At 71.3% G+C, this 25,518-nt stretch carries 26 protein-coding genes; 13 read left to right on the top strand and 13 right to left on the bottom strand.

What is annotated here, in order from left to right; genetic code table 11:
* Nucleotides 1–19: 19 nt before the first annotated feature.
* A complete protein-coding gene (locus tag ACSHV8_RS29005; protein WP_436520673.1) occupies nucleotides 20–1,180 on the top strand; it encodes a hypothetical protein in 1,161 nt (386 codons plus the stop codon).
* A 40-nt stretch (nucleotides 1,181–1,220) separates the two neighbouring features.
* On the opposite strand, the gene ACSHV8_RS29000 is transcribed toward ACSHV8_RS29005, so the two are convergent.
* Complete coding sequence (locus tag ACSHV8_RS29000; protein ID WP_436520671.1) at nucleotides 1,221–2,420, bottom strand: 4-hydroxybenzoate 3-monooxygenase; 1,200 nt, start codon at nucleotides 2,418–2,420, stop codon at nucleotides 1,221–1,223.
* Nucleotides 2,421–2,543: 123 nt separating this feature from the next.
* Here ACSHV8_RS29000 and ACSHV8_RS28995 point away from each other — a divergent pair, with 123 nt between their 5' ends.
* Together ACSHV8_RS28995 and ACSHV8_RS28990 are read left to right on the top strand one after the other, a co-directional pair.
* Nucleotides 2,544–3,623 (top strand): helix-turn-helix domain-containing protein, encoded by a 1,080-nt coding sequence (locus ACSHV8_RS28995; protein WP_436520669.1) that lies wholly within the window; start codon nucleotides 2,544–2,546, stop codon nucleotides 3,621–3,623.
* On the top strand, nucleotides 3,620–4,153 hold the full coding sequence (locus tag ACSHV8_RS28990; RefSeq protein ID WP_436520667.1) for a hypothetical protein: 534 nt from the start codon (nucleotides 3,620–3,622) through the stop codon (nucleotides 4,151–4,153). Before ACSHV8_RS28995 ends, ACSHV8_RS28990 begins: the two co-directional genes overlap by 4 nt.
* Nucleotides 4,154–4,158: 5 nt before the next feature.
* On the opposite strand, the gene ACSHV8_RS28985 is transcribed toward ACSHV8_RS28990, so the two are convergent.
* Both ACSHV8_RS28985 and ACSHV8_RS28980 read right to left on the bottom strand, forming a co-directional pair.
* A complete protein-coding gene (locus ACSHV8_RS28985; RefSeq protein WP_436520665.1) occupies nucleotides 4,159–4,512 on the bottom strand; it encodes a hypothetical protein in 354 nt (117 codons plus the stop codon).
* Nucleotides 4,509–4,970 (bottom strand): cupin domain-containing protein, encoded by a 462-nt coding sequence (locus ACSHV8_RS28980; RefSeq protein ID WP_436520663.1) that lies wholly within the window; start codon nucleotides 4,968–4,970, stop codon nucleotides 4,509–4,511. The genes ACSHV8_RS28985 and ACSHV8_RS28980 overlap by 4 nt, the downstream gene beginning before the upstream one ends.
* A gap of 120 nt (nucleotides 4,971–5,090) precedes the next feature.
* Between ACSHV8_RS28980 and ACSHV8_RS28975 the strand changes: the two genes are divergently transcribed.
* A complete protein-coding gene (locus ACSHV8_RS28975; RefSeq protein WP_436520661.1) occupies nucleotides 5,091–5,672 on the top strand; it encodes a TetR/AcrR family transcriptional regulator in 582 nt (193 codons plus the stop codon).
* A 38-nt stretch (nucleotides 5,673–5,710) separates the two neighbouring features.
* On the opposite strand, the gene ACSHV8_RS28970 is transcribed toward ACSHV8_RS28975, so the two are convergent.
* The 5 genes from ACSHV8_RS28970 to ACSHV8_RS28950 form a co-directional block, all read right to left on the bottom strand.
* The gene (locus ACSHV8_RS28970) at nucleotides 5,711–6,931 is read right to left on the bottom strand and encodes an exonuclease domain-containing protein (protein WP_436520659.1); all 1,221 of its coding nucleotides are present in this window, start codon (nucleotides 6,929–6,931) and stop codon (nucleotides 5,711–5,713) included.
* A gap of 2 nt (nucleotides 6,932–6,933) precedes the next feature.
* Nucleotides 6,934–7,623, bottom strand: a complete 690-nt coding sequence (locus ACSHV8_RS28965) for a DUF6218 family protein (protein WP_436520657.1) — start codon at nucleotides 7,621–7,623, stop codon at nucleotides 6,934–6,936.
* Nucleotides 7,624–8,030: 407 nt separating this feature from the next.
* Nucleotides 8,031–8,237, bottom strand: coding sequence for a hypothetical protein (locus ACSHV8_RS28960; RefSeq protein ID WP_436520655.1), 207 nt, complete (start codon nucleotides 8,235–8,237; stop codon nucleotides 8,031–8,033).
* Nucleotides 8,238–8,267: 30 nt separating this feature from the next.
* Nucleotides 8,268–8,588 (bottom strand): hypothetical protein, encoded by a 321-nt coding sequence (locus ACSHV8_RS28955; protein WP_436520653.1) that lies wholly within the window; start codon nucleotides 8,586–8,588, stop codon nucleotides 8,268–8,270.
* A gap of 478 nt (nucleotides 8,589–9,066) precedes the next feature.
* Nucleotides 9,067–10,419: a M14 family zinc carboxypeptidase gene (locus ACSHV8_RS28950; protein ID WP_436520651.1), complete on the bottom strand. Its 1,353-nt coding sequence runs from the start codon at nucleotides 10,417–10,419 to the stop codon at nucleotides 9,067–9,069.
* A 160-nt stretch (nucleotides 10,420–10,579) separates the two neighbouring features.
* Here ACSHV8_RS28950 and ACSHV8_RS28945 point away from each other — a divergent pair, with 160 nt between their 5' ends.
* Nucleotides 10,580–11,374 carry a DUF3152 domain-containing protein gene (locus ACSHV8_RS28945; protein ID WP_436520649.1) on the top strand — a complete coding sequence of 265 codons (795 nt, stop codon included), beginning with the start codon at nucleotides 10,580–10,582 and terminating at the stop codon, nucleotides 11,372–11,374.
* Nucleotides 11,375–11,581: 207 nt separating this feature from the next.
* The gene (locus ACSHV8_RS28940; RefSeq protein WP_436520647.1) at nucleotides 11,582–12,328 is read left to right on the top strand and encodes a hypothetical protein; all 747 of its coding nucleotides are present in this window, start codon (nucleotides 11,582–11,584) and stop codon (nucleotides 12,326–12,328) included.
* On the opposite strand, the gene ACSHV8_RS28935 is transcribed toward ACSHV8_RS28940, so the two are convergent.
* Together ACSHV8_RS28935 and ACSHV8_RS28930 are read right to left on the bottom strand one after the other, a co-directional pair.
* Nucleotides 12,325–13,491: a 4-hydroxybenzoate 3-monooxygenase gene (locus ACSHV8_RS28935; protein ID WP_436520645.1), complete on the bottom strand. Its 1,167-nt coding sequence runs from the start codon at nucleotides 13,489–13,491 to the stop codon at nucleotides 12,325–12,327. The two genes, ACSHV8_RS28940 and ACSHV8_RS28935, sit on opposite strands and share 4 nt — an antisense overlap.
* Nucleotides 13,492–13,531: 40 nt before the next feature.
* The gene (locus ACSHV8_RS28930) at nucleotides 13,532–14,272 is read right to left on the bottom strand and encodes an IclR family transcriptional regulator (protein ID WP_436520643.1); all 741 of its coding nucleotides are present in this window, start codon (nucleotides 14,270–14,272) and stop codon (nucleotides 13,532–13,534) included.
* A gap of 70 nt (nucleotides 14,273–14,342) precedes the next feature.
* Here ACSHV8_RS28930 and pcaH point away from each other — a divergent pair, with 70 nt between their 5' ends.
* The 4 genes from pcaH (at nucleotide 14,343) to pcaDC (ending at nucleotide 18,105) form a co-directional block, all read left to right on the top strand.
* Nucleotides 14,343–15,080 (top strand): protocatechuate 3,4-dioxygenase subunit beta, encoded by a 738-nt coding sequence (gene pcaH / locus ACSHV8_RS28925; protein WP_436520641.1) that lies wholly within the window; start codon nucleotides 14,343–14,345, stop codon nucleotides 15,078–15,080.
* Nucleotides 15,081–15,153: 73 nt separating this feature from the next.
* On the top strand, nucleotides 15,154–15,717 hold the full coding sequence (gene pcaG / locus ACSHV8_RS28920) for a protocatechuate 3,4-dioxygenase subunit alpha (RefSeq protein ID WP_436520639.1): 564 nt from the start codon (nucleotides 15,154–15,156) through the stop codon (nucleotides 15,715–15,717).
* A gap of 28 nt (nucleotides 15,718–15,745) precedes the next feature.
* Nucleotides 15,746–16,948 (top strand): lyase family protein, encoded by a 1,203-nt coding sequence (locus tag ACSHV8_RS28915; protein ID WP_436520637.1) that lies wholly within the window; start codon nucleotides 15,746–15,748, stop codon nucleotides 16,946–16,948.
* Between the two features lie 44 nt (nucleotides 16,949–16,992).
* A complete protein-coding gene (gene pcaDC, locus ACSHV8_RS28910) occupies nucleotides 16,993–18,105 on the top strand; it encodes a bifunctional 3-oxoadipate enol-lactonase/4-carboxymuconolactone decarboxylase PcaDC (RefSeq protein ID WP_436520635.1) in 1,113 nt (370 codons plus the stop codon).
* A gap of 425 nt (nucleotides 18,106–18,530) precedes the next feature.
* Here pcaDC and ACSHV8_RS28905 read toward each other — a convergent pair whose 3' ends face one another.
* Together ACSHV8_RS28905 and ACSHV8_RS28900 are read right to left on the bottom strand one after the other, a co-directional pair.
* Complete coding sequence (locus ACSHV8_RS28905) at nucleotides 18,531–19,166, bottom strand: DUF3159 domain-containing protein (RefSeq protein ID WP_436520633.1); 636 nt, start codon at nucleotides 19,164–19,166, stop codon at nucleotides 18,531–18,533.
* A 281-nt stretch (nucleotides 19,167–19,447) separates the two neighbouring features.
* Complete coding sequence (locus tag ACSHV8_RS28900; RefSeq protein WP_436520631.1) at nucleotides 19,448–20,539, bottom strand: lytic polysaccharide monooxygenase auxiliary activity family 9 protein; 1,092 nt, start codon at nucleotides 20,537–20,539, stop codon at nucleotides 19,448–19,450.
* A gap of 301 nt (nucleotides 20,540–20,840) precedes the next feature.
* Between ACSHV8_RS28900 and ACSHV8_RS28895 the strand changes: the two genes are divergently transcribed.
* The 3 genes from ACSHV8_RS28895 to ACSHV8_RS28885 are packed head-to-tail and all read left to right on the top strand — an operon-like array spanning nucleotide 20,841 to nucleotide 24,278.
* Entirely contained in the window at nucleotides 20,841–22,439 is a 1,599-nt protein-coding gene (locus tag ACSHV8_RS28895; protein ID WP_436520629.1) for a methyl-accepting chemotaxis protein, read from the top strand.
* A gap of 20 nt (nucleotides 22,440–22,459) precedes the next feature.
* Nucleotides 22,460–23,023 carry a DUF2087 domain-containing protein gene (locus ACSHV8_RS28890; RefSeq protein ID WP_436520627.1) on the top strand — a complete coding sequence of 188 codons (564 nt, stop codon included), beginning with the start codon at nucleotides 22,460–22,462 and terminating at the stop codon, nucleotides 23,021–23,023.
* A 25-nt stretch (nucleotides 23,024–23,048) separates the two neighbouring features.
* Nucleotides 23,049–24,278, top strand: coding sequence for an MFS transporter (locus tag ACSHV8_RS28885; protein WP_436520625.1), 1,230 nt, complete (start codon nucleotides 23,049–23,051; stop codon nucleotides 24,276–24,278).
* Between the two features lie 9 nt (nucleotides 24,279–24,287).
* Here ACSHV8_RS28885 and ACSHV8_RS28880 read toward each other — a convergent pair whose 3' ends face one another.
* Entirely contained in the window at nucleotides 24,288–25,490 is a 1,203-nt protein-coding gene (locus ACSHV8_RS28880) for an MFS transporter (protein WP_436520623.1), read from the bottom strand.
* Between the last annotated feature and the right edge of the window lie 28 nt (nucleotides 25,491–25,518).

Here is a 25,518-nt window from a genome sequence, read left to right as displayed (position 1 = left end):
TTTCGATACAGTCGCGCTCGTGGCTGAGCCCGGGAGCGAGAAGGATGCCGATCCGGTCGTGCCGCCGGACGACCCGGTGGTGCCGGGCGGTCTGTTGGCTTCGCCCGGTGACCCGGTGGTGCCGGGCGGTCTGTTGGCTTCGCCCGGTGACCCGGTGGTGCCGGGCGGTCTCTTGGCTTCGCCCGGCGACCCGGTGGTGCCGGCCGACACCGAGCACGGGGAGAAGACGCAGCACGCGCCGCTCGCCCAGTGGGCGGCCCGGGCCGGCGGTCGCGAGCACCCCGAGGCGGGATCGCCCGAGGTCCAGGCGCCGATCGACCCGTGGCCGATGCCGATCCAGGGCCTGACCCCGCCGCCCGGGGCGCCGTCGATCGAGGATCTGGACCTGGCGACGTATGCCCAGCCGGCCGTGCGGCAGCGGAATCTGCGCGTCCTGGTCGCCGTCCTCGTGGTCGCCGTCACCGCGCTGGTCGGCGGCGCGATCGGCGTCGTCGCCCGCGGATCCACCGGCAACACCCCGGCCGTCGCCCTGACCACCCCGGCCGTCCTCCCGTCGCGCGACCTCTCGTCCGGGCTTCCGTCCCTGCTCCAGCCGTCGCCGCAGCCGTCGGTCACGCCCTCCGAGGACCTGTCGACGATCCCGCCCGGCCCGGTCCCGCAGGGTGTGCCGCCGGAGAGCATCTACGACATGGACCAGATCTGCCAGGGCCTGACCTACTGGCCGATGCTGCCGAAGCGCAGCTCGACCAAGGCCCCGCACCCGATCCTGGTCACCGGCGACACCGGCGAGGGCAAGCGGCTGCCGTACACGATGTTCAAGGCCTGGTTCCTCAAGAAGCCGGCCGCGCTGGAGAAGGCGTGGTCGTCGTCCAGCATGCCCGTGTCCAAGATCCAGATGGTGGCCTGCATCGACCGGGTCTCGGTCGGCGCGAAGGTGCGCACCTGCACCTACGAGAGCCCCGGCTCCGGCCTGGCCGGCGGGGAGGCCACGCTGTACCACGCGACGTACCGGTTGCACGTGTACGAGACGGCCACCGGCAAGAAGATCATGGACACGAAGCTCGCGGCCAAGGACACCACCTGCCCGTACGCGCTGGGCGTCCCCGACAACCACAAGGTCTACATGGAGATCACCGACACGACGCTGGCCGCCACCATGAGCAAGTTCGCCGGCGTCTGAGCCGCTCGGCCTTGTGGCGGGCGCCGCGGTCAGCCCAGGCTCACCTCGGTGCCGGCCATCGGCCCGGGCTCACCTCGGTGCCGGCCATCAGGTCGGCGAACGCGGCGCCCGCCGTCGGTGAACGGAACAGCCGATCCAGCCGCGCGAGGGCCAGCCGCCGCCGGAACGGCTCGCTCTCGTCGCCCGCCTCGTGCACCATCTCCGCGTACCACCGGGAGAACTCCTGGTAGTCCCAGGTGCGCCGCAGGCACGCCTCCGAATACCCGGCCAGCCCGGACCGATCGCCGTCCCGCTCGGCCGCCACGATCGCGCGGGCCAGCAGATACGCGTCGGCCACGGCCAGATTCATCCCCTTCGCGCCCATCGGCGTGATGATGTGCGCCGCGTCGCCGACCAGAAACATTTTCCCGTACGACATGGGCTCGGCCACGAAACTGCGCATGTCCACCACCTCGCGGCCGGTGATCGCCCCGCCCGGCAGCCCGTCGTCACCGAGCCGCAGCCGCAGCTGCTCCCAGGTGAACTCGTCCGGCCACCGCCGCGGATCCTCTCCGGCCCGGTACTGCAGGTAGAACCGGCTCGCGTGCGGCCCCCGCGCGAACTGCGCCGCGAACCCGTGCCGGCTGACCGCCATCAACGGATAGCGCGGCGCCGGCGAGTCGGCCAGCACCGTGTACCACCCGATCCCGTGATCGAAGCTGTACGTGGTCAGCGCCCCCTCCGGGATACTGCGCCGGCTGACCCCGTGAAACCCGTCGCACCCGGCGACGTACGAGCAGGTCAGCTCCCGCTCCACCCCGTCCGCGTCCCGATAGGTGACCCGCGGCCGGTCACCGTCCAGATCGTGCGGGGTCACGTCCCGCGCGTCGAAGCGCAGATCCCCGCCGTCCTCCAGATAGGCCCCGATCAGCCGCCGCACCAGCAGCTGCTGCGGAACCAGCCGGCTCGGCCGCCCACCGGCCAGCCCCGGCCCGTCGATCAGCCGAGGCACCCCCTCGACCCGGATCTCCAGGAACGTCTCCAGCGGCGCGCCCCCACCCACCAGCCCGGCCAGCCCGAATTCCCCGAAGATCTGCTCGGCCCGATGATCGATCACCCCGGCCCGCTGGCGCCCCTCGACATACTCCCGATCCCGCGCCTCCAGCACGACGCAGTCGACCCCGCTGCGCCGCAGAAAGTTCGCCAGCGACACCCCGGCCGGCCCGGCCCCGATGACCACCACGGTCGTGTCCCTCGACATCCCGCCGCCCCCCGCCGCCGCCCACACCGTCCACTGAGGATCCTAGGCGCTGCCGGCGGCGCCGTTCGGGTGTCTGTCGCCGACAGCACTCGCCACGAGGCGACAGTGTGCGATTATCGCACCATGGCGGCGCAGCAGGAGTGGGTGAGCATCGGGCAGCGGGTGCGTGAGGCCCGGCTGGCCGCGAACCTCTCGCAGGACGAGCTCGGTCGCCGCCTCGGCCTCGACCGGACGATGGTCGCCAAGATCGAGGCGGGTACGCGTCGCATCGACGCCGTCGAGCTGATCGGGCTCGGCCAGGCCCTTGACCTACCGATCGACTACTTTCTGCGGGAGCGTCCGGCGGTCCTGTCGCGGCGGAGCGGGCTTCTCGACGAGGATGCGACCGACGCGAGCCGCGGATCGTTCCGGCTGGAGGCGGCCCTCGTCAGCTGGCTTCACGATGTCCGGCAGGTGCAGTCGTTCGGGGTGCTCACGGTCGGGGCGATCCTCGGCTATCCGGAAGCGGCCGATTCGGAAGCGGCCGCGCAATCGGCGGCCGGCTGGCTCCGGGGCCGCCTCGGCAGTGGAAACGAACCGATCGAGTCGCTGGTGAAGGCCTGCCAGGAGGCCGGCCTCCTGGTCGCCGTCGCCGACCTGCCGGGCGACGGCGCCTCGGTGCGCGACGACGACCTCGCGGTGGCCGTGGTGAGCCGGCGCGGCGATCCGGGGCGCCGGCGCTCGACGGCGGCCCACGAACTCGGTCATCTCGTACTCGGCGACGAGTATTCGAGCGACCTGGGCGTGCACACGTCACGGGCCGCCCGGGAGTCGGTCATCGACGCGTTCGCGGCCGAGTTCCTCCTGCCGTCAACGGTGATCACCGCCGGCGGTTTCAGTCGCGATGTGCTCGTCCGGCTTGCTTCGACGTACCGGACGTCCTGGTCGTTGGCGGTCCGGCAGGCTGTCCGGGCCGGCGTTCTGGATCAGGGTGAGGCCGCGGGCTGGCTGCCGCTGACGCCGACCAGGTCCGAACTTCTCGACACCACCGGCTGGACACCGCAGCCGGACCTGGAATGGATACGGGTGCCACCGGCGTACGCACACGCGGTCCTCGAGGCCCGGCGACGGCACCTGATCACCACGACGCGCGCGGTGGAATTGATGCGGGGCCAGATCGCCGAGACGGACCTGCCGCCGCTCGACGAGGACGTCGCCCCTTGACCGCCTCGCACCTGGTGTTCGACGCCACCTGCCTCAGCTATTTCGCCCGGGCGGACCGGCTCGACGTGCTCGGCGACCTGCTGGCGGGTGTCCGGACCTCGGTGCCGCACGTGGTGCGCGAGGAGATTCGCGCCGGGATCCCCGATCATCCCGCGCTGGCCCACGTTCTCGATGTGGAGTGGCTCTCCGTCGCCGCTCTCGACACGTTGGACCGGATCCGGCGGTTCGCCGTCTGGTCGGCTCGGGTCGGTGCCGGAGCCCGTGACCTCGGCGAAGCCAGCGTTCTGGCAGTCGCCGAGGAATACCGAGCCGTCGCCTTGATCGACGACCGCGACGCGACCCGGACCGGCCGGGCCTTCGGGGTCGAGGTGCACGGGACGTTGTGGCTCCTCGGCGCCGCGTGTGCCGAGGGCAAGCTGACCGAGGTCGGGGCCGGCAACATCGTGGATGCCCTGGCGGCCCTGGGCATGCGCCTGCCCTGCAGCGGAGAAGCCTTTCCGCGGTTCGCCCGGCGGCACGGTCTCCTCTGACCCGCTCAGCGGCTGCTCCGGACCGCGATGGCGGTCGCCACGTGGATGACGGTCAGGAGGGAGGCGCCGGTGATCATCGTTGCTTTGCGGTGGGTGGCGCCGATCGTGGCGTCGCCGATCTGGGCCGCGGCGGCCGCGTAGAGGACGAGGGAGACGGCCGGGCCGGTCCACAGCAGGGGAGCGAGGCCGGCCGCCACGCCGAGGGGGACGCCGCGGACGGCGTACATCCAGCCGTGGAACCGTTCCCCCGCGGTCGGCGTGTTGCTGCCGCTCAGCGCGGCCGGGCGGACGCCGCCGATCACCGCGAAGGCGATGCTCGCGAGCGCCCCGACGGCGTTGACGACGAGCAGGACGGTCACGGCGCGTACTCGGTGGAGGGTTCGGTGCCGTACTTCGTCCAGACCTGGGCCACCGACGCGGGCGTCAACGGCCGGCCGGACTCGACCATGTCCTTGAGGTCCCGGAAGTACTGCACGTACAGGTCCGGGGTGAACGTGTTCAGCATGACCGCCGGCTCGTCGCCCGGGTTCGCGAACGTGTGCGGTGCGCCCGGCGGGACCATCACCCAGGTGCCGGCCGTGGCGTCGTGGTCGTCGGTCCCGACGGTGAACCGCACGACGCCCGAGAGCACGTAGAAGCCCTCGTCGTGCTGGGCGTGGCGGTGCTGCGGCGGCCCGGGCGTGTGCGGCGGGACGACGATCTCGGCCAGCCCGAGCCGGTGGGCGGTGTTGCTGCCGTCCTCCAGGATCCGGACCCGTGACGGGCCGTTGACGATGACTTCGCCCTCGCCCGGTCCGACGATCGATACGGCGACCATGAAGCCTCCCCTGATCGGTGTTGTCGGCTCGACCCTAGGAGTGCGGACCGCCTTCATGCAAGTCCACTCTCATGAAGAGAATTGACTCTTCTCGTGAGAGCGTCGCGGTATAGTCGGCCGGTGACCACCCGCACCAACCAGATGGAACGCACCCGGGCCGCGATCGTCGCCGCGGCCGGCCACCTCGCGGACAGCGGCGCCGAGATCACCATGGTCGCGGTCGCGGCCGAGGCCAAGGTCTCCGAGGCGACGGCGTACCGGTACTTTCCCGATCTCGTCTCGCTCCTGCGCGCCGCCGTCCCGGTGCAGGACCAGGTGGCGGCCCTGCGAGCGGTGACCACCGGGGACGACCCGGTCGAGCGGATCGGCCAGGCGGCGGAGATCCTCGGCCGCGCGGTGCTGCGCCGGCAGGGCGCCGTCCGCGCCATCGTCGCAGCGACCGTCGCCAAGCCGGCCACCGCCCGGGAGCGTCCGGCCCACCGCTTCGGCCTGATCGAGCACGCCCTGGCCCCGTGGATCGAGGCGAACGGCCTGGCCGGCCACCCCGTGGCCGACCAGTTGGTCCGCGACCTGGCCGTCGTCATCAGCGCCGAGTCGGTCTTCACCCTCACCGACCTGTGCGGCCTGCCCCCGGAGGAGGCCGTCGCCAGCCTGGTCGCCACCGCCCGCCGTGTGACCGCCGAGGCCGTCCGGTCAACGTGAGCCACCGCCCGCCGCGTGACCGTCGCGGCCGTCCGGCCTCAGCGAGCCACCGACTCCGGCAACCGGCCGAGCATCGACCGGTAGGCGGTCGGGTCCACGATCGGAATGCCGTACTGTCGCGCCTTTTTCGCTTTGTCGGACATCGAGTCGGGGTCGGCTGCGATCAACAGGCGCGTTCGTTTGGTGACGTCTTTTCCGACGAGCAAGCCGTGTTCCAGCGCCCTGCTCCTCCAGACCTCACGCGGAGGATTCATGGCTCCGGTGAAGACCACCAGATCGCCGGGATTCAGCTGCCATTGCGGGCGGATCGCGACCGGATTCGTGACGGCCTCGTCCAGTGAACGTTTGACGTCGTCCGTGGTCAGGCCGAGCAGGCCGGCCACGGCGTCCAGGTCACTGAGCTCCTCGTCGGTGAGGACCTGGTCCTCCATCGCGAGCGCGGCCAGGCTGGTCAGATAGCCGCGGTGCAGGTGTTCCACGTCGATGCGGGCCAGCCCCAGCCGATCGGCGGTCGCCACCAGCTGATCCGCCTCGTGCCCGGAGATGTGCCGGTCCAGCAGCGCCCGGTCGAGCACACCCAGGTAGGCGTCGGCCTTCGGGTCCGGCAGCCGGGGCAGGCGGTCGACCAGCCGGGTGAGGAAGTGCGGCTCCCGGTCCTCCGGGCGGCGCCGGTTCACCGGGGCCAGGCCGCGGCTGATCAGGTTCGGCCACGGGACCTGCCGGGCCTCGTGCACGAGCGGGGTCCACGGCGGCGGGCTGCCGGCCTGCCGGAGGTAGTAGGCGAGCAGTTCGGCGGCGGCCCGGGCGTCGTGCAGGGCCGAGTGCGCCCGGTGCGGGCCCAGCCCGGCGGCCGATCGGCAGGCCTCCAGGCTGCGGGCCGAGGCGGGCAGGAAATGCCTGGCCAGCCGCATCGTGCACAGCCCGCGGCCGGCCGCGACGGGCACCTGGTGGCCGAGCTGGCCGAACTCGGCGGTGAGGAATCCGGCGTCGAACGGCAGATTGTGCGCCACCACGGTGTGCCCGGCGAGCTGCTCGACGATCTGCCCGGCAAGATCGGCGAACTTCGGGGCCCGGCGGGCCTCGGCCGCGCTGATGCCGTGAATGTCCTGCGGCCCCAGGTCCCGGTCGGGATTCACCAGGGTGCACCACTCGTCGCGGGTACGCCCGGACTCGTCGAGCCGCACCACGGCGATCTCCACGACCCGATCGTGCCAGCTGGTCTTCGTACCCGTGGTCTCCAGGTCGATGACGGCGTACACGGTCAGCTCTTCTCCCCGGACTCGGCGCGGCGCAGACGGGCCAGCCAGCGCGGCGGCAGGGACTGCTGCGCGCCGGTCGACCGCAGGTAGGGCCGCCGGTACCGGGCCTCCTCGGTCATCTGCCAGAGCTCGATCGCCTGACTCAGCGACTTGGCCAGGGTCAGCGCGGCCGACGCGGCCGGACTGGCCGCGACGATCGGGCGGGGGCTGAGGGCGGCGACCTCCTCACCGGCCGACGGCAGGGCCCGCGCCCAGGCCAGCGGCGCGATCTTCGAGGTGGTGGTGGCCGTGTAGGCGGCCAGGGCCTCCTCGTAGCGGGCCCGGTGCTCGCGCGTCTCGGCGATCAGGTCGGGAATCGCGAGGACCCCGGCCCGCAGCCGGGCGACGACCTCGGCCGGCAGCACCGCCTCGATCTTGTCCAGGGCGCCGGCCGCCGCCTCCTCGGTCCAGCCGACCAGGCAACGGCCCTCCACCATGCCCATGATCGCCGTCAGGCGCTCACCGTCGAGATCGACCAGTGGCCGCACCCAGGCCCCGGTCGGCTCGCCGAAGGGATTGAGGATCCAGATGGCCACCACATCGGCGCCGTCGCTGCCGGCGCCGGCCACGATCACGGCATATCCGCGTACGCCCGGGGGATAGTCCAGAGTGGTGCCCGAATCGGCATTCTGGCTTTCCGCGGTAATTGTCATCCCGAGCTCCTGTATCCGGTGGAAAGGAGAACGCTAATGGCGCGCGAATTCCACCGGACCCGGCCGACCGGCACGAGTTCCTGGACGACACGCCGACCCCGGACAGTTGCTAAGTCGTCGGATGTAATGCCCCCGGCCCGCCGGGTACCCCTCAAGTGGAACGGTGCAGCGCCCTGGAGATGACCCGCGGCTGCATCTACGCCTGCCCGCAGCAAACTGGACTACTGCCTGTGTCTTCGGACCCGCGGATGCCGACCAGTGACGATGCGATGGCAGTCGGCATGGGTTTATCCGTGTGAGTGCGGCCGATGTAACTATGCTTACACGCGGCCTGGGGTCAGCTATACGCGACGAACGGCGATAGGCGCTGAACGCTTCGCGCGCCGTAGGTGCGAGGCCGGGCGTGGTCAGGCGCCCGGTGAGTCGAGGACGTCCAGGATCGCCGCCGCCACCTGTTTGATGTAGTCGATCGTCTGGGTATTGGTGGCGCCGTCGATCGCGGTCAGGGAGTCAACGGTGCGACCCGGTAGCCGCAACCGCACCGCACGCGGGTTGTCGAACTCGGTGTCGAAGTCGACGGCGAGGCGCTGCGCCAGAGGCGCTGACCGGTGCACCTCGTGTTACCCGTCATGGAAGGCGAGACCTCAGGGCTGGGCGTCTTCGATCCGGGTACAACGCAGGTAGGCGAGCAAGTCTCGTTGCTCGGGTTCAGGCAGGGCTGCGAACGATTGGTATGCCGTCTGTCGTGCGTACGGCGTCTTCGCGGCCAGCAGGGAGATGATTGCCGCCCAGGCCAGGGACAGCGCGTGAACACGGTCCGCGCGGAGGATCGGAAGGCGGGTCAGTTCACCCAGCAGGCCAGCCGCGCCCTCGTCGGTCGAGGCTCTGTCGCCGAGTTCGAAGACAGCCTTTCCACGGTACGGGCCACCAGCTCGGACGAGGTCGGCCAAGGCCGTGTTGCTCATCTCCCGGACCGGTGGCACGGGAAGCTTCGGCGGTACAGGCAGGGTCACGGTTCCTCTCCGAAGATCTTGCTATAGGACGCATCCGGGTCGAGAACGGAACGGCCTCGGAGTGGCAGAGGTATCGCTGTGTCTCGGTCACGTCCGGAACGGTCGGGTCGGTGCGGGCCAGGTCGTGGGTGCGAGAGCGCATCGTGGTGGTTTGTCGAGTATGGGGTGTAACCGGGGTGATTTCTTCCGAGTGTCGTCCCGGGCGACGATGCGCGAGGTGGACCGGCTGTCGCCGCGGGGCGCGCTCTACGGGCACGGGCAGAAGCAGCGCGATCACGCCGCCCGGTTGGCCGCCGCGGCCGAGGCGCACCCGCGCCCGGTAGCAGCCGTACGATCCCGCAAGCTGACAAAAGATGAGATATCAGTCTAGACCGATATCTGTGCATGACTACGGCGCCGGGCGGGATCCTGACCCCGCCCGGCGCGATCCTCAGCTCCCGGTCGGGTAGGGGCGGGCCGCCGCGGTGGCCAGGGTCATGAACGCGGGCAGGTTCAGGTTCCAGAACGACGTCATGCACGAGTAGGCCGGGAAGAACCCGCTGCACCCGGACGAGTTCGGCCCCACCTCGATGGTGTATCCGGGAACGCCCAGCGTGCCGTAGATCCAGTCGTCGGTCGCGCCCGGCGCGAAGTAGTTCAGCCCTCCGTCCCCGTGGACCACGTCGTACCCGTTGGACCGCCCCATCGCCGTGGCGATCGTCTTCAGGTCGGTGTTGTTCGGCGCCAGGGAGTTGGTCCACCCGTACGGATAAATGTTGAGCTCGGCGTAACTGTGCAGGGTCAGGAACGTCCCGGTGGTCGCGGTCGTCGCCGGTGAGAAGTCGGCGCTGGGCTTGGTGTCGCGGTAGATCTGCGACAGGAAGCTCTGGATGCCCTGGGTTTCCGGTTCGCTCGCCGCCGCCGTGCCCGGGTACGTCTCGCTGCACTTGGTGCCCTGGTTGACGTCCCAGTGGTAGCTGGAGTTGCGGTTGAGGTCGACCCCGAGGCCGGTGCCGCTGCACCCGTTGGTGTGGGCGTTCTTGCGCTGGGAGACGGGCCGGGTCGAGTTGGACGACACGATGTCGACGCCGTCCGGGTTGGCGATCGGGATGACCCACAGTTCGGTGGTGTTCATCAGGTTGGTGACCGCGGCGACCTTGCCGTAGTTGCCGACCAGGTAGTCGATCCACTTGTAGGCGAGTTCGCCGGTGGCCAGTTCGCGGGCGTGCATCTGGGCCATCAGGGTGAACTTGGGCTTGGAGCCGCTGGTGCCCGCCGCGCAGTCGCCCGTGGCGATCTTGGTGATGCACAGGGCTTGGAGGTTGTGGCCGCCGGTGCCCTGGGTCTTCTTCCACGACTGCCCGATGGTGCGCAGCACGGCCAGGTCGGGGTGGGCGGTGACGACCGCCTGGTTGTGTACCTCGTGCCCGGCCGCGGTGTGGTAGCCGCCGTAGTACGTGTCGGCCGCGGCCACGAACGACGTGGCCACCGGCTGGTAGAGCGGGCCGGCGTAGCGCACGGTCAGCCCGCGCTGCCGCAGCCGCTGGGCGTCGAGGGCCGACGCCAGGATCGGAACGCCACTGGTCAGCGGTCCTTCCAGCACGTCGTAGCCGCGCCGGGTGAGGTCGGCGGCCAGGCTTCCGGTGGTGGTGGACGGTGACGTGATGTCGTAGTAGGCCAGGTCGGCCGGGCCCGGGACGGCTGCCGTGGCGGCGCCGGGCGTCGTGAGCCCGGCCCCGATCGGAACGAGCAGCACGGCTGCCCCGACGGCGATCAGCCTCCGGAGACGCGAGAACCAGGTCATCGGTACCTCGATCGTGGGGTGGGCCGGCGCACGGTGCGCCAGGCCATAGTCAATCCACGATCTTCTATGCATCGACGTGCGTCAACGTTGCCCGTCATACCGAACAATGACCCATCTCACCGGGATGCAACCGTGACCACTCGCCGTGCGTCAGGGGTTTGTGAGATCAACTCGACTGCCGGTCCTGGCCGTGCTCCTGGTGCTGGCCGGATGCGGGATCGTCGGATACGCGCTGGCCGGAGGCGGGGACGCGGTCCGGGCGGAGCCGACCGCGGCGACGCCCACGACGGAGGTGGCCGCGCCGACGACCAGGCCCGCGGCGAAACCACCGGCCGCGGAGCGGATCACCTACCCGGCCGCCGGCGGGCGGAAGTTCACGGTCGCCGCGGGGGAGACCGCGGCCCCGGCCGGTCATAAGGGCACGCTGCTGCGCTATCGCGTCGCCGTCGAGAAGGACATCCACGGCGTCACCGCCGCTCAGTTCGCCACCGTGGCCACCGCGACGCTGCGTGATCCCCGCAGCTGGACCGCGGGCGGCGAGTGGCGCCTGCAGCGCGTCGGCCCGTCCGACCGCGCCGACTTCACGATCTGGCTGGTCACCCCGGCGACCCGGGACTCGATCTGCGAGGGCGCGGCCGACGGCTACACGTCCTGCCGCACCCACGACAACGTCGTCGTCAACGTCGCCCGCTGGGTCAAGGGCGTCCCTCACTACGGCGCGAGCCTCGACGTCTACCGCCAGTACGTGATCAACCACGAGGTCGGCCACCGCCTCGGCCAGGCCCACGAACTCTGCCCGGCCAAGGGCGACCTCGCCCCGGTCATGCAGCAGCAGACCCTCGGCCTGCACGGCTGCAAGCCCAACCCCTGGCCCTTCCTCGACGGCACCCGCCACCGCGGCCGCATCGGCGCCTACGACGACGAGGTGCCACCCCGCGACAAGGGCCTTTCCTGAAGATCAACCCCATTTTCCCGTACGGCATGAGCCCCTCCACCGCCGGAGACGCGGACATCGGTGGGAGCGCGTCGAGCCGCCCCACCGATGTCCCCCCGTTCGCACGCGGGCCGGAGCCGTGCATGTCGGACGTTAGGGCTTGGGCGCGCGGCGCAAATCCGTGATGCTCCTTAGGGATCCACGGATATCTACTCGGAGGGACCCCGTATGCATCCGATGCTGCAGCGCCTGGACGAGATCGCCGCCCACGTGGCCACCCGCGACGACACGATCGCGCTGCTCGGGCTGGGGTCGGCCGGAGCGCAGAGGGGCCGACTGGACGACCACTCCGACCTCGATCTCCTGCTCGTCGTCGCCGACGGCGCGACCAGCCGCTACGCCGGTGACCCGGGCTGGCTGGCCGGGACCGTCCCGGTGGTGTGGAGTTTCGCCCACGAGCGTCACGGCCGGAAGGCGCTGCTGGCCGACGGCATCCTGGTCGAGTACGGCGTCGTCACCGTCGCCGAGCTGCGCCGCGTCCCGTTCCGCGGCGCCCGGCCGGTGTGGCGTCGCGCCGACGCCCCGCCCGGCCTGACCGAGTCGGACGCCCCGGTGCCGCGCCCGCCGTTCGACACGGTCGAGTTCCACCTCAACGAGGCCCTGGCCAACCTGTACGTCGGCCTGCACCGCGACCTGCGGGGCGAGCACCTGAGCGCGGCCCGGTTCATCCAGGGTCACGCCGTGGACCGGGTGATCGCGCTGCTGCGCCTGAACGAGGGCGAACCGCCGTACCGTGATGTCTTCGATGATTCCCGCCGGGTCGAGCGAACCTATCCGCCCGAGGTCCTGCCCCTGGCCGGGATGGTCCCGGGCTACCACGGCAATCCCGCGGCGGCCCGGGTGATCCTGGACTGGCTCGGCGCCCGTTTCCGCGTCGCCGTCCCGATCCGGGCGGCGATCGAGGCGCTGCTCTAGAGGAAGATCGGCAGGCCGGCGTAGTTCTCGGCGAGGCCGGTCGCCCCGGCCTCGCTCGACGCCACCCACCGCAGCTGGGAGAGTTGCAGCTCGGCGTCGAACGGGTCGCCCGAGGTGTGCAGCATCGTTGTCATCCACCAGGAGAAGTGCGTGCACCGCCAGACCCGCCGCTGCGCGGTCTCCGAGTACGCGTCGGCCAGGCGCGGGTCGTTCTCCCGGAAGCGAGCGACGAGCGCCCGGCTGAGCAGCGCCACGTCGGCGATCGCCAGGTTCAGCCCCTTGGCGCCGGTCGGCGGCACGATGTGCGCGGCGTCCCCGGCCAGGAACAGGTTCCCGTGCCGCATCGGCGTCTGCACGTAGCTGCGCATCGGCAGCACGCTCTTGTCGGTGATCGGCCCGGGGTGGAGCTTCCACCCGTTCTGCCCGTGCCCGAGGCGGGTGGCCAGGGCGTCCCAGATCTGGTCGTCGGACCACGACTGCGGGTCGGTGCCGTTGGGAACCTGCAGGTAGAGGCGGCTGACCGTGGCCGAGCGCATGGAGTGCAGGGCGAACCCGTCCGGGTGCCAGGCGTAGATCAGCTCGTCGGTGGAGGGCGCCACGTCGGCCAGGATCCCGAACCACGAGTAGGGGTAGACGCGCTCGAACGCCTTCGCGGCGGGGACGGCGGCCCGCGAGGGCCCGAAGGAGCCGTCACAGCCGGCGATCACGGCGGCGTCCAGCTTGACGCTTTGCCCGTTTTTATCGGCATAAGTCACATACGGAGAATCTTCGATGTCGTGCAGGGCGACGTCGGTGACCTCGTAATGGATCTCCTGCCCGGCTTTTTTCCGGGCCGCGATCAGATCCTTCTGCACCTCGGTCTGACCGTAGACCCACACCGACCGCCCGGTCAGATCCACGAAGTCGAGCTGATGCCGCTCGCCCGGCCACTGCAGGTAGATCCCGCGGTGCTCGTCCCCCTCGGCCCGCAGCCGGGCGCCCAGCCCGACCGACTCCAGCAGTTCGACGCTGGAGTGTTCGAGGATGCCGGCCCGGATCCGGGCCGCGACGTACTCCTCCGAGCGGGTCTCCAGGACCACGGAGTCGACGCCGCCCTGGGCGAGCAGATGGGAGAGCAGAAGGCCGGCCGGGCCCGCGCCGATGATGGCGACCTGGGTTCGCATGCCACCCACCTTCAGCGGCGGACGGCCCCCGGGCAAGGGCCTATTTCCACTGGACGGAAGCCATCGTACGCCCGATGCCGTGCGCGGCGACCTGCAACGCGGAGACCAGGCGGGGCAGCTGACGCCGCAGATCGGGCACGACGATGCCGAGCGCGGCCACCACCGCGTCCCCGTGGCGCACCGGCACCGCGACCGAACACGCGCCCAGACTCATCTCCTCGCCGGTCGTCGCATACCCCTCGGCCCGCACCCGCCGCAGCTGTTCGAGCAGGCGGGCCGGCTGGGTCACGGTGTAGGCGGTCACCCGGGTCAAATTCTGAAGGGCATTTGCGCGTACGTCGTCCGGGGCGTAGGCCAGCAGCACCTTCCCGACCCCGGTGGCGTGCAGCGGCAACCGTGACCCGATCCGGCTCACCACCGGTACCGACACGTGCCCGGCCAGCCGGTCGATGTAGAGCACCTCCAGGCCGTCCCGGACGGCCAGGTGCACGGTCGCCAGCGTCGCCCCGTACAGGTCGTGCAGGAACGGGCTGGCCGCCGTCCGCAACTCGCTCTGCACCGGGGCGAGCAGGCCGAGCTGCCAGACGCGCCGGCCGATCACGTACTCCCCGCCCGGCTCGCGGGCCAGCGCACCCCATGCGCGCAGCTCGGCGACGAGCCGGTGGGCGGTGGCCAGCGGAGTCCCGGAACGCCGGGCCATCTCGCTGAGCGTCAGACTGCGATGCTCCGAGTCGAAGACGCCGAGCAGGTCGAGCGCGCGGGCCGTGACACTTTTCGCCACCGGCTCTCCTTTCCGCTGAACGGAAGCCGAGTATCGCCTCCGGGTCCACCGAGCGCCTAGCGTCCAGGGGGTGAACACCCAGGCCGAGATCAACCAGGAGATCGAAGCGGCGGCGCAGCAGCCCGGCGGACCGCAGCCGAAGATCGACTACGCCCCGTACCGCAGCAGTGTCCTGCGGCACCCCAAGCAGCCCCTTCATCTCATCGACCCGGAGTCGGTCGAGCTGTGGGCTCCCGCCTTCGGTCACCGGGACGTCGCCGACGACGAGGCCGACCTGACCATCCAGCACGCCGGCACCCCGCTCGGCGAGCGGATCGTGGTCACCGGCCGGGTGCTCGACGGCGACGGCCGCCCGGTGGCGAACCAGTTGGTCGAGGTGTGGCAGGCCAACGCGGCCGGCCGCTACCGCCACCAGCGCGACCAGCACCCGGCGCCGCACGACCCGAACTTCACCGGGGTCGGCCGGGTCCTGACCGGGCCGGACGGGACGTACCGCTTCCAGACGATCAAGCCGGGTCCGTACCCGTGGCGCAACCACCTCAACGCGTGGCGCCCCGCGCACATCCACTTCTCGATCTTCGGGACCGATTTCACCCAGCGCCTGGTGACCCAGATGTACTTCCCGGGCGACCCGCTCTTCAGGTACGACCCGATCTACCAGTCGATCACCGACCCGAAGTCCCGGGAACTGCTGATCGCCCAGTACGACCACGACCTCACCACCCCGGAGTGGAACACCGGATACCGTTGGGACATCGTGCTCACCGGCACCCACCGCACTCCGCTCGACACCGAGGAACCCGCATGAGCGACCGGAGGGAGCTCATCATCAGGCTCAGTTTTTCAACTCATGATGGCTCGGAGCGAAGCGGAGAGACAGCATGAGCGCCGTGCCCGGGCAGACCGTGGGCCCCTTCTTCCACCTCGGTCTCGCCTATCCGCAGATGAACGAGCTGGTGCCGCCGGGCAACCCGCGCGCCGTCCGCCTGCACGGCCGCGTCACCGACGGCTCCGGCGCCGGTGTGCCGGACGCGGTGATCGAGATCTGGCAGGCCGACCCGCAGGGCCACATCGTGCGGCAGCCCGGTTCGCTGCGCCGCGACGGCTGGACGTTCACCGGCTGGGGCCGGGCCGCCACCGACCCGGACGGCCTCTACTCGTTCGCCACCGTCACGCCCGGCCCGACCGAACCGGGCCGTCCCGCGTTCTTCGCCGTGACCGTTTTCGCCCGCGGCCTGCTCGACCGGCTCTTCACCCGTGCCTACCTGCCCGACGACGCCGAGGCGCTCGCCGCCGACCCGCTGCTGTCGGCCCTGGAACCGGACCGCCGGGCCACCCTGATCACCGAGCGCACCGACCAGGGCCTGCGCTTCGACATCAGTCTGCAGGGCGACGCCGAGACGGTCTTCCTCACCTACCCCCGCCTGCGGGATTCCTGGGCATGAAGATCAACTTCCGATTTTCCCGTACGTCGTGAGCGATCTGCTGTGGCCCGGGGATCATCGGGCCGGTGACCTGTTCAGCGACGCGGCCGTGGTGGCGGCCATGGTCCGCGTCGAACACGCCTGGCTGACCGCTCTGGCCGGGTCGAAGCTGGCCGACATCACCGTTCCCGACCTGACCGGCCTGGTCACGCCGGACGACCGGCCGCGGCTGGCGGTCGACGCGGAGTCCGGCGGCAACCCGCTGATCCCGCTGCTCAAGCTGCTGCGCGCCCGCCTGCGGGGCCGCAACACGGCGGCCGCGGGCTGGCTGCACAAGGGCCTGACCAGTCAGGACGTCGTGGACACGGCGATCGTGCTGTGCCTGCGGGACGCGCACGACCGGATCCGCGCGGACCTCCGTACTCAAATCCGGGTTTTGATCGGTCTTGCCGAGGAACACCGCGAGACCCGGATGGCCGGGCGCACGCTCACCCAGCACGCCATCCCGATCACTTTCGGACTGAAAGCGGCCGGCTGGCTCACCGGTGTCCTCGACGCCCGCGACCAGCTGGCCGCCGTGACGTTCCCGATCCAGATCGGCGGCGCGGCCGGCAGCCTGGCCGCACCGACCGCGCTCACCGGGGATCCGGCCCGGGCCCGGGACCTCGTCGCCGCCACCGCCGAGCAGCTCGGCCTGCCGCCCCGGGAACCGTGGCACACCAGCCGCGCGCCGGTCACCCGGATCGCCGACGCGTTCGTGACCTGCACCGACGCGTGGGGCCGGATCGCCAACGACGTGCTCGTCGGCGCCCGGCCCGAGATCCACGAACTGATCGAGGGCGCGGCCGAGGGCAAGGGCGGCTCGTCGGCGATGCCGAACAAGCAGAACCCGGTCCACGCCGTCCTGATCAAACGCGCCGCCATCGCCGGTCCGCCGCTGTCCGCCCTGGTCCACGCCGGTGCGGCGGCCGCGGTGGACGAACGCCCGGACGGCGGCTGGCACGTCGAGTGGGCCACCCTGCGAACCCTGGCCCGGCGCACCGCGGTCGCCGGTTCGCAGACCGCCGAACTGCTCGCCGGGCTGCGCGTGGACACCGGGAAGATGCTGGCCACCCTGCACGAGGCCCGGCCCGGCATCGACGCCGAACAGCAGTCGATCACCCCCGGCGTCTCCCCGGACCACCCCTACCTCGGCGCGACCGACGAGATCATCGACGCGGTGCTCGCCCGGGCCGCGGCGGGACCGCGCTGACGCCGTACCCGAGCAAGAATGTGATCTTTCCCGGAAGGACCGCTGTGCTGACCGCGACCGTCTTCACCGACGCCCCCGACCGCCCGCTGCTGCTGCTCGCAACGTCGGTCGGCACCTCCGCGGAGAGCCTGTGGACGCGCTGCGCGTCGCGGCTCTACGGCCGCTACCACGTGGTCGGCCTCGACCTGCCCGGACACGGCCGCAGCTCGCCCGCGACCGGGCCGTTCACCATCGCCGACCTGGCCCGCGAGGTCGTCGCCGTGGCCGACCGGCTGCGGCCCGGCCAGAGCTTCCTCTACGCCGGCGACTCGATCGGCGGCGCCATCGGCCTGCAACTGCTGCTCGACGCCCCCGAACGGATCACCGCCGCGGCCCTGCTCTGCACCGGCGCCAAGATCGGCGAGGCGGCGGCCTGGGGCGAACGCGCCGCGCTGGTCCGGGCCAAGGGCACCGACGCGGTCGTGGCCGGCTCGATCGAACGCTGGTTCAACCCGGACTTCCCCGCGTCCGACCAGGAACCCCTGCTCGCCGCCCTGCGGGCCACCGACGACGAGAGCTATGCGCGCTGCTGCGAGGCCCTGGCCGACTTCGACGTACGGGATCGCCTGGCCGAGATCGCCACGCCGGTGCTCGCCGTCGCCGGCGGCCACGACAAACCCACCCCGGTCGCCGGTCTGGAACTGATCGCGTCCAGCGTGCTCCACGGCCGGCTCGTCGTCCTCGACAACGTGGCCCACCTGGCCCCGGCCGAATCCCCGGAAGTCGTCGCATTCCTGCTCGACCAGCACTTCGACGAGTCCCGCGCGGCCGGCATCACCGTCCGCCGCGAAGTCCTCGGCCCGGCCCACGTCGACCGCGCGACCGCCGCCACCACCCCGTTCACCCGCGACTTCCAGGACCTGATCACCCGCTACGCCTGGGGCGACATCTGGACCCGCCCCGGCCTCGACCGCCGCAGCCGCTCGATGATCACGTTGACCGCGCTGATCGCTCTCGGTCACCACGACGAGCTGGCCATGCACGTGCGGGCGGCCCGCACCAACGGCCTCACCGTCGACGAGATCAAGGAGGTCCTGCTGCAGAGCGCCATCTACTGCGGGGTGCCGGCCGCCAACACGGCCTTCCGCATCGCCCAGCAGGTCCTCGCCGACCTCTGATCCCGGCGGCTACCGCCGGGTTTACTATCGCCGGCGATACTAACTTCAGCGATAGTATCGCCGGCGATACCAAGGTCGGGCGTGCGCTGCAGACGGTTTCTGCCGGCGCTGACCGGCGACCCGGTGTCGTTGCCGGCGATCAACATCGACCGAGTCCGAGCGACCGGCCTGCCTGCGACCTGCAGTCCTGGCCGGCTCCCGACGCGTGGCGCTCGCGGTGATCATGCTCCTCGCGCCCCGCGACGGTTTGGTGGCGCCCCCTGCCCGGGTCGTCGGTGATCCGGCGAGCGTGGATCGTGGCCGGGGAGGGTCCATAGCTGCTGTTCGACGCGGGGCGGCCGGGAAGTGGTCAGACGGGCTGTTCGACGCGCGGCGGCCGGGAAGTGGTCAGACGGGCTGTTCGACGCGGGGCGGCCGGGAAGTAGTCAGACGGGCTGTTCGATGCGGGGGTGGCGCAGGCCGGGGTGGTCGGCCGGCAGGGTGCGCCGGATGACGCCCCAGCTGACCGCCAGGCAGGCCGCGACCAGCGGCCAGCTCAGCGCGATCCGGGCGGCGGCCAGGGTGCCGGCCCAGCCGGCGGCGTAGAGCGGGAGGAACACGGCGACGCGGATGACGTACTGCAGGACCCACACCCAGCTGGCCCGTGAGTAGGCCCGCAGCAGGTCGGGGTCGCGGCGCCAACGGGTTCTCTGGCCGAGGACCGCGCCGACGACCAGGCCCAGCAGGGGCCGGCGGACGACGATGCTGATGGCCCAGATCAGGACGCTGGCGCCGTTGCTGAGGATCTGCAGGAGGAAGAAGTCCTCGGCCTTGCCGGTGTGCAGGGCGATCAGGGCGGCGACGCACACGCCGAGCAGGCCGATGAGGACGGCGCGGGGTTTGTCGCCGCGGCGCAGGCGCCAGGCGACGACGCCGAGGGCGCAGATCAGGGCACCGGCCGAGCCGGCCCAGATGGAGTGGAAGATCAGCCAGCCGGCCAGGTAGCCGACCGCGGGCCATGACGCGTCGATGGCGGCGCGCCGCCCGTTGAGCAATTCTGACAGCGACTCCGGCTGCGCCATGTCCACCCGCCCCGTAATTGGTTAGGGCAGCCTAACCCGGTCGGGGCGGCCGGTCGATGTGGCCCGCCGGTACGTGATCGGAACGCCCGGGCCGGGGCGGGTGGGGGTGACGGGGAGCGAGGCTGGGGCGGCCTCGTTCCCCGTCCTGGTGGTGCGGCAGCACTGCGTGGTGGCACGCGGGGGATTCGCTGCCTCCGTTCGGTCGGTTGGGGGACGGAGATGATCTGGGAGCGCTCCCAGTTAACCGAACTGTAGCAATTGTTGCCGGAGCCCGCGAGAGGTCAGACCGCCGAGCAGGCGACCGCCGGTGTGCTCGGTGTCCCCGAGGCGATGAAGCCGAACGACGTCGACCCGCCGGCCGACAGTGCGCCGTTGTACGCCGCGTTCGTCGCCTGTATCTGGTTGCCGCTGGTCAGCACGGTTGCGCTCCAGGACTGCTGGACGGTCTGGGCCGCCCCGTAGGTGAGCGTCACCGCCCATCCCTTGACCGCCGCGTTGCCCGCGGTCACGGTGACCGTCGCCTGGTACGCGCCGGACCACTGCGACGCCACCGCGACGGTCGCCGCGCAGGCCCCGGTGACCGGCGGGGTGGAGGTCGACGGCGACACCGACGGCGACGAGGACGGCGACGCCGACGGGGAGGTGGACGGGGTCGACGAGGTGGACGGCGACGGGGAGGAAGTCCCGCCGAAGTTCACGTCACTGCAGAAGTAGTAGGACTGGTCCAGGTGGCTGGCCTGCCAGATCGTGTAGACCATGGCCCGTCCGGAACGCCCGGACACGCTCACCGGGATGTCCATCTGCACGCCGTTGCTCAGCTGCTCGGTCCACTGTGCCGCCGGCGTGTTCGGCACCTCCTTGACCAGGTCCAGGTCCGACCACTTGAGCGCGGTCGTGACCGGGTTGTAGGACGGCTTGGTGACGTACACCCGGATGTAGTCGGCCCCGTGGCGCGCTCCGTCGAAGAGGCCGAGCGTGAACGAGTTGGCGAGGTTCGTCGCCTTCCAGTCGCCGATGGTGTCCATCGCGGCGTATCGGCCGTTCTGGGTTCTTCCGGCACTGCACAGCTGCCCGTCCGGGATGGCCGCCTGGTGGTTGCCGGCGACGCCCTCGCGGTAGAGGCCGTTCCAGTTCCACATCGCCTGCGGGTCGGCCTGCCAGGCCTGGTAACACATCGGGTCCTGGGTAGCCATCTCGGGCGCCTGGAACTTGTCGCCCCAGCGCTCGAAACATCCGTAGTTGCGCGAGGCGGGGCTCAGGACGTTCCCGTGGGCCGAGGCGGGGGAGCTCGGCGCGACCAGGACGACCAGGACCGCGGTCAGGGCCGCGATCAAAGCAGAGATCAACAACTTGTTTCGTACGACGTTGGGCATGCGAACTCAGCACTCCTGAGCTCAGGGCCGTGCCCGTGGCGACGGCCGGCGGTGAGGACGTCGGGAGCTGCCCCCGCTCCCGGGTGCCGCGCGACGCCGCGGCAGTGCTGTGCGCCCAGAGTGCCCAATTGATCGAGTTAAGTCAATGCGTGCGGGCTTTCCGCCGTACGGCGAAATGGTGTTGATCTTGATGGTGGGAGAAGTCTGACGTTCCGGACATTTCCGGACTGGGAACCTCAGGAGGCTCCGGACTTTTACGGTGAACGTGTTTCGTCCGCCGTGAAGGGTCTTGGTGACGGGCATGGCGTCCACCGGTAAGCGTCTGAGCTCGATGAGCATGCGCTCGAACCTGCTCACGGCGGCGGCGGTCGGCCTGGTCGTGGCCGTCGTCGTCGGCGTCGTCGGCATCATGCGGATGTCGAGCATCGCGGATCGGGCCGACGCGATCTACCGCCGGGCGCTGCAGCCGATCTCGGCCGTCATCGACATCCAGCAGCTGATCTGGCACTCCCGGTGGGCCGGGCTGTCGGGCACCACCTCGACCGACCCGGTCAAGGCCAAGGCGTACACCGCCGAGTCGGCCGGCTACATCGAGCAGGTCTCCCAGCAGATCACCGACTACGCCAAACTCGACGTCAGCGCGGCCGAGAAGGACGGGATGGCCCAGGTCCAGGCGTCCTGGGAGGAATACCTCAAATACCGGGCCCAGGCCGTCGCGGCCAAGGACGCCGGCAAGCTCGACGAGTGGCAGGACATCCGCACCACCAAGATGAACCCGGCCATCGTCGAGGCGGTCAAGCACATCGAGGAACTCAAAGGCGTCTCCCGGGCCGGCGCGGCGGCCGCCGCCGAAGCCGCCAGCAAGGCCGCCTCGCAGGCCCGGATCACCATCATCGCCACGCTCGTGATCGGCGTCCTGCTGGCCGGCGCGCTCGCCCTGGTGGTGGCCCGCGCCTACTCCCGGCGACTCAACGCGCTGGAGGCCATGATGTCCGCGATGGCCGCCGGTGACCTGCGGGAAGCCCGGGCCGACAACGGCGGCGACGAGATCGGCCGGATGTCCCGCTCGGCCGTGGCCGCCCTCGACCACATGCGCAACGTGATGCAGACCCTCTCCGGGGCCAGCGCCGGCCTGCTCCAACGCTCCGAGGACATGCAGCAGGCCAGCCGCAACCTGTCCGGCGGCGTCGAGCAGACCTCCAGCCGGGTCAGCTCGATCGACCAGGCCGCCGAAGCAGTCACCGCGGGCGTGCAGGCGGTCGCCGGTGGCGCGCAGGAGATGGGCGCGGCCATCCGGGAGATCGCCATCAGCGCCAGCCAGGCCGCCGCGGTGGCCTCCAGCGCGGTCGACGTCGCGGCCGAGGCGGAAAAACTGATGACCAAGCTCGACGTCTCCTCGGGCGAGATCGACAGCGTGGTCAAGACCATCACCGCGATCGCCGAGCAGACCAACCTGCTGGCCCTCAACGCCACCATCGAGGCGGCCCGCGCGGGTGAACTCGGCAAGGGCTTCGCCGTCGTCGCCTCCGAGGTCAAGGACCTGGCCCAGGAGACCGCCAAGGCCACCGAGGACATCTCGCACCGGGTCGAGGCGATCCAGCGCGACGCCAAGGAGGCCGTCGAGTCGATCGCCGGCATCGGCCAGATCATCGGCAACATCAACGACTTCCAGAACACCATCGCCTCGGCCGTCGAAGAGCAGAGCGCCACCACCAAGGGCATGACCGACGACCTGGGCCGGGCCGCCGACGGCACCTCGGACATCAGTTCCCAGCTGGCCGAGGTCGTCAACGTCACCTCGACCACGCGCAGCGCGGCCGACGCGACCGAGGTCGCCGCCACCGACCTGGCCCGGATCTCGACCCAGCTGCAGGACATAATCGGTACCTTCCGGTACTGACCGCGGCTAGATTGCGGGGCATGTCCGCCGAAGCCGCCCGAGCCGCCGAACTCCTGACGCAACTGTCCAACCCCGCCCGCCTGCGCGCCTTCGCCGGCCTCGTCGCCCGCGGGTCCGAGGGGTTCTCCATCGCCGAGATGTCCTACCTGCTGGACATGACCAAGCCGGAAGCCGGGGAGGCCCTCGGCCGCCTGGCCGGGCTGGGACTGGCCAGCGGCAGCGGCGACGGGTATTACCGGGCCAAGCCCGAGGTGCTGCGCGAGGCGGCCCAGGCCCTGGTCGGCACCCTGCCGATCGCGCCCCTGCTCAAGGAATACCCACAGCTCAAGAGCTTCTTCGCACACGGCCGGCTGAGCAGCCTGCCGCCGACGCTGAGCGAGCGGTACGAGCAGATCTCCGAGATGCTGGCCCGGTTCCTGGCCGTCGAGGGCGTGCTCACCGAGGACGAGGTCAACCAGCGGATCGCCCTGGTCGCCGACGACGTCGCCGCGGTCCGCCGGATGCTCGTCGAGACCGGCTGGCTGGAACGCGACCGGGCCGGCACCGCCTACGGCTCGGGACGGACGTTCCTCCCGGCCGGCTGATGCGGGCGTACGGCACGATCGGGACGTGACAGTCATCGAGCGCCGTCTGCTGCACCCCGACCCGATGGTGCGCCGGCTGTCCTGGATGGTGCTGGTCAACACGATCGGCAACGGCCTGTTCGTCACCGCGTCGGTGCTGTTCTTCACCCGGATCGTCGGGCTCGGCGCCGGCGCGGTCGGCCTGGGCCTGACCCTGGCCGGGGTGTGCGGTGTCGCCGCCAGCATCCCGGCCGGCCGGGCCGCGGACCGCTGGGGCAGCCGCCGCGTGCTGATCACGCTCTGCGTCGTGCAGGCGGCCGGCCTGAGCGCGTACTTCCTGGTGCACAGCTTCGCGGCGTTCCTGCTGGTGGTCTGCGTGGAGACGGCGACCGACCGGGCCGCCGCGACCGCCCGCAACACCCTCTACGCCGACGTGCTGTCCCCGGCCGGCCGGGTCGCCGGGCGGGCCTACCTGCGGGCGGTCACCAACGTCGGCTACGGGGCCGGTGCCGCCCTGGCCGCGATCGCCCTGCAGATCGACACCCGGGCCGCCTACCTCACCCTGATCGCCGCCGACGCGGTGACGTTCCTGGCCGTGGCCGTCATCCTGCGGTGGATCCCGGCCACGCCGGCTCGCGTCCACACCGCGGACGAGGGCTCCCGGCGGGGCGCGCTCACCGATCGGCCGTACCTGCTGATCACCGCGCTCAACGCGGTGCTGAGCCTGCAGTTCGCGGTGCTCACGGTCGGCCTCCCTCTGTGGATCGTGCGGGAGACCAGTGCCCCGCCCGCCCTGGTCGGCGCCACCCTGCTGCTCAACACCGTGCTGGTAGTGGTCTTCCAGGTGCGCGCGGCCCGGACCGCCGAGGACATCCCCCGGGCCGCCCGCGCCTGCCGGGCCGCCGGACTGCTGCTGGCCGGGTACTGCCTGGTCATCGCCGTCAGCGACGGCCTGCCGGCCATCCCGGCGACGGCCGTGCTGCTGGCCGCGGTGGCGCTGGGCACGGCCGGGGAGGTGCTCTCCCAGGCCGGCGGCTGGCTGCTCAGCTACGACCTGGCCGACGGCCGGGCCACCGGGGCCTACCAGGGCGTGTTCAACGCGGGCACGGCGAGCGGCCTGATGATCGGCCCGGTCGCCGTGACCGCGACCGCGATCGACCACCCGCCCTGGGGCTGGGCCGTGCCGGCCGCCCTGTTCCTGGCCGCCGGCCTGGCCATGGTCCCGGCCGCCCGATGGGCCGCCCACCGCCACCCCGCGGCCGCCGGCCCCGGGTGACCGGGCCGGTCAGCTGCTCGTCCGGTTCAGGGCGGGGGCGGACCTCGGGACGATCCACAACACGGCGACGGCCATCACCGCGGTCGCGACGCCGAGGACACCGATCGCCGGGCGCAGACCACCGGTCACGGCCGCGAGACCGTTGATCAGCAGCGGGGACAGGAACTCGCCGACGAAGAGGGCGCCGGTCCACAGCCCGGTACCGCGCCCGCGCTCCTCGAAGCCGAGGTTGTTGGTCGCCCAGGTCAGCAGCGTGGGCAGGAGCAGACCGGTGCCGCCACCGGCGACCACCGCGCCGATCGTGATCACCGGGACCGCGTCGGAGACCGAGATGATCAGGAAGCCGGCGGCCGCGAGCCCGAAGGCGACCGGCAGCAGCTGGCGCGGGGTTCGGTCCGAGAGCCTGGCGAACGAGCCGGCCGCGATCGCCGTGGCCAGCGACATCAGGGCGCTGAGGGCGCCGATCGTACCGGTCGCGGTGACGCCGACCTCGTCGAGAAGGAAGGACAGCTCGACGATCAGCGCGTAGAAGACGATGCCGCCGCCCAGAGTGACCAGGCACGGGGTGCGCAGGGCCCGCCAGGGGAGCGGCGGCACCCGCCGCGAGCCGGCGGCGACGGCGGCCGCGGGCCGGGCCGGCGGCCAGATCAGCACGGCCATCGGGACGGCCAGGAGCAGGGCGACCGTGTACAGCCAGAACGGTGCCCGCCACCCGGACCCGCCGATCGCGCCGCCGACCCCCAGGAACACGGTCGCCGACACCGACGCCAGCAGCGTCTGCAGGCCCAGGTAGCGGCTGCGCCGGCGCCCCGACCAGTAATCCGCGATGAGCGTCGTGCAGCAGGTCATGATCGCCGCCTCGCAGAGTCCGACCAGGACGCGGCTGCCGATGATCGCGGGCAGCGAGTCCAGGTAGAGCGGCGCCGTCCCGCAGATCGCATAGCCGATCATCGCGGCGATCAACAGGCGCTTGCGGTCCACGGCGTCCACGATGTACCCGGCGAACGGCGCGGTCAGGCCGATGACCAGGGCCGGAACGGTGAGGACGATCGGGACCAGGACGTCCGCCCCGGCGACTCCGGCGAAGTGGTCGGTCATCTGCGGCAGGACCGGGGCGATCAGCACAGCACCGAGGACGGACAGGCAGCTGCCGGCGAGCAGCAGTGCGAGTTGACCGGCACCGGCGCGGCGCAGGGTGGTGGCTTCGGACATGGAAGGCCTTCCGGAGGAGGAGAAAGCC

The sequence above is a fragment of the Actinoplanes sp. HUAS TT8 genome (genome assembly GCF_051380535.1).
Lineage (GTDB): Bacteria > Actinomycetota > Actinomycetes > Mycobacteriales > Micromonosporaceae > Actinoplanes.
The sequence above is the reverse complement of the archived record's forward strand: the minus strand, read 5'-3'. Positions and strand labels throughout refer to the sequence as shown.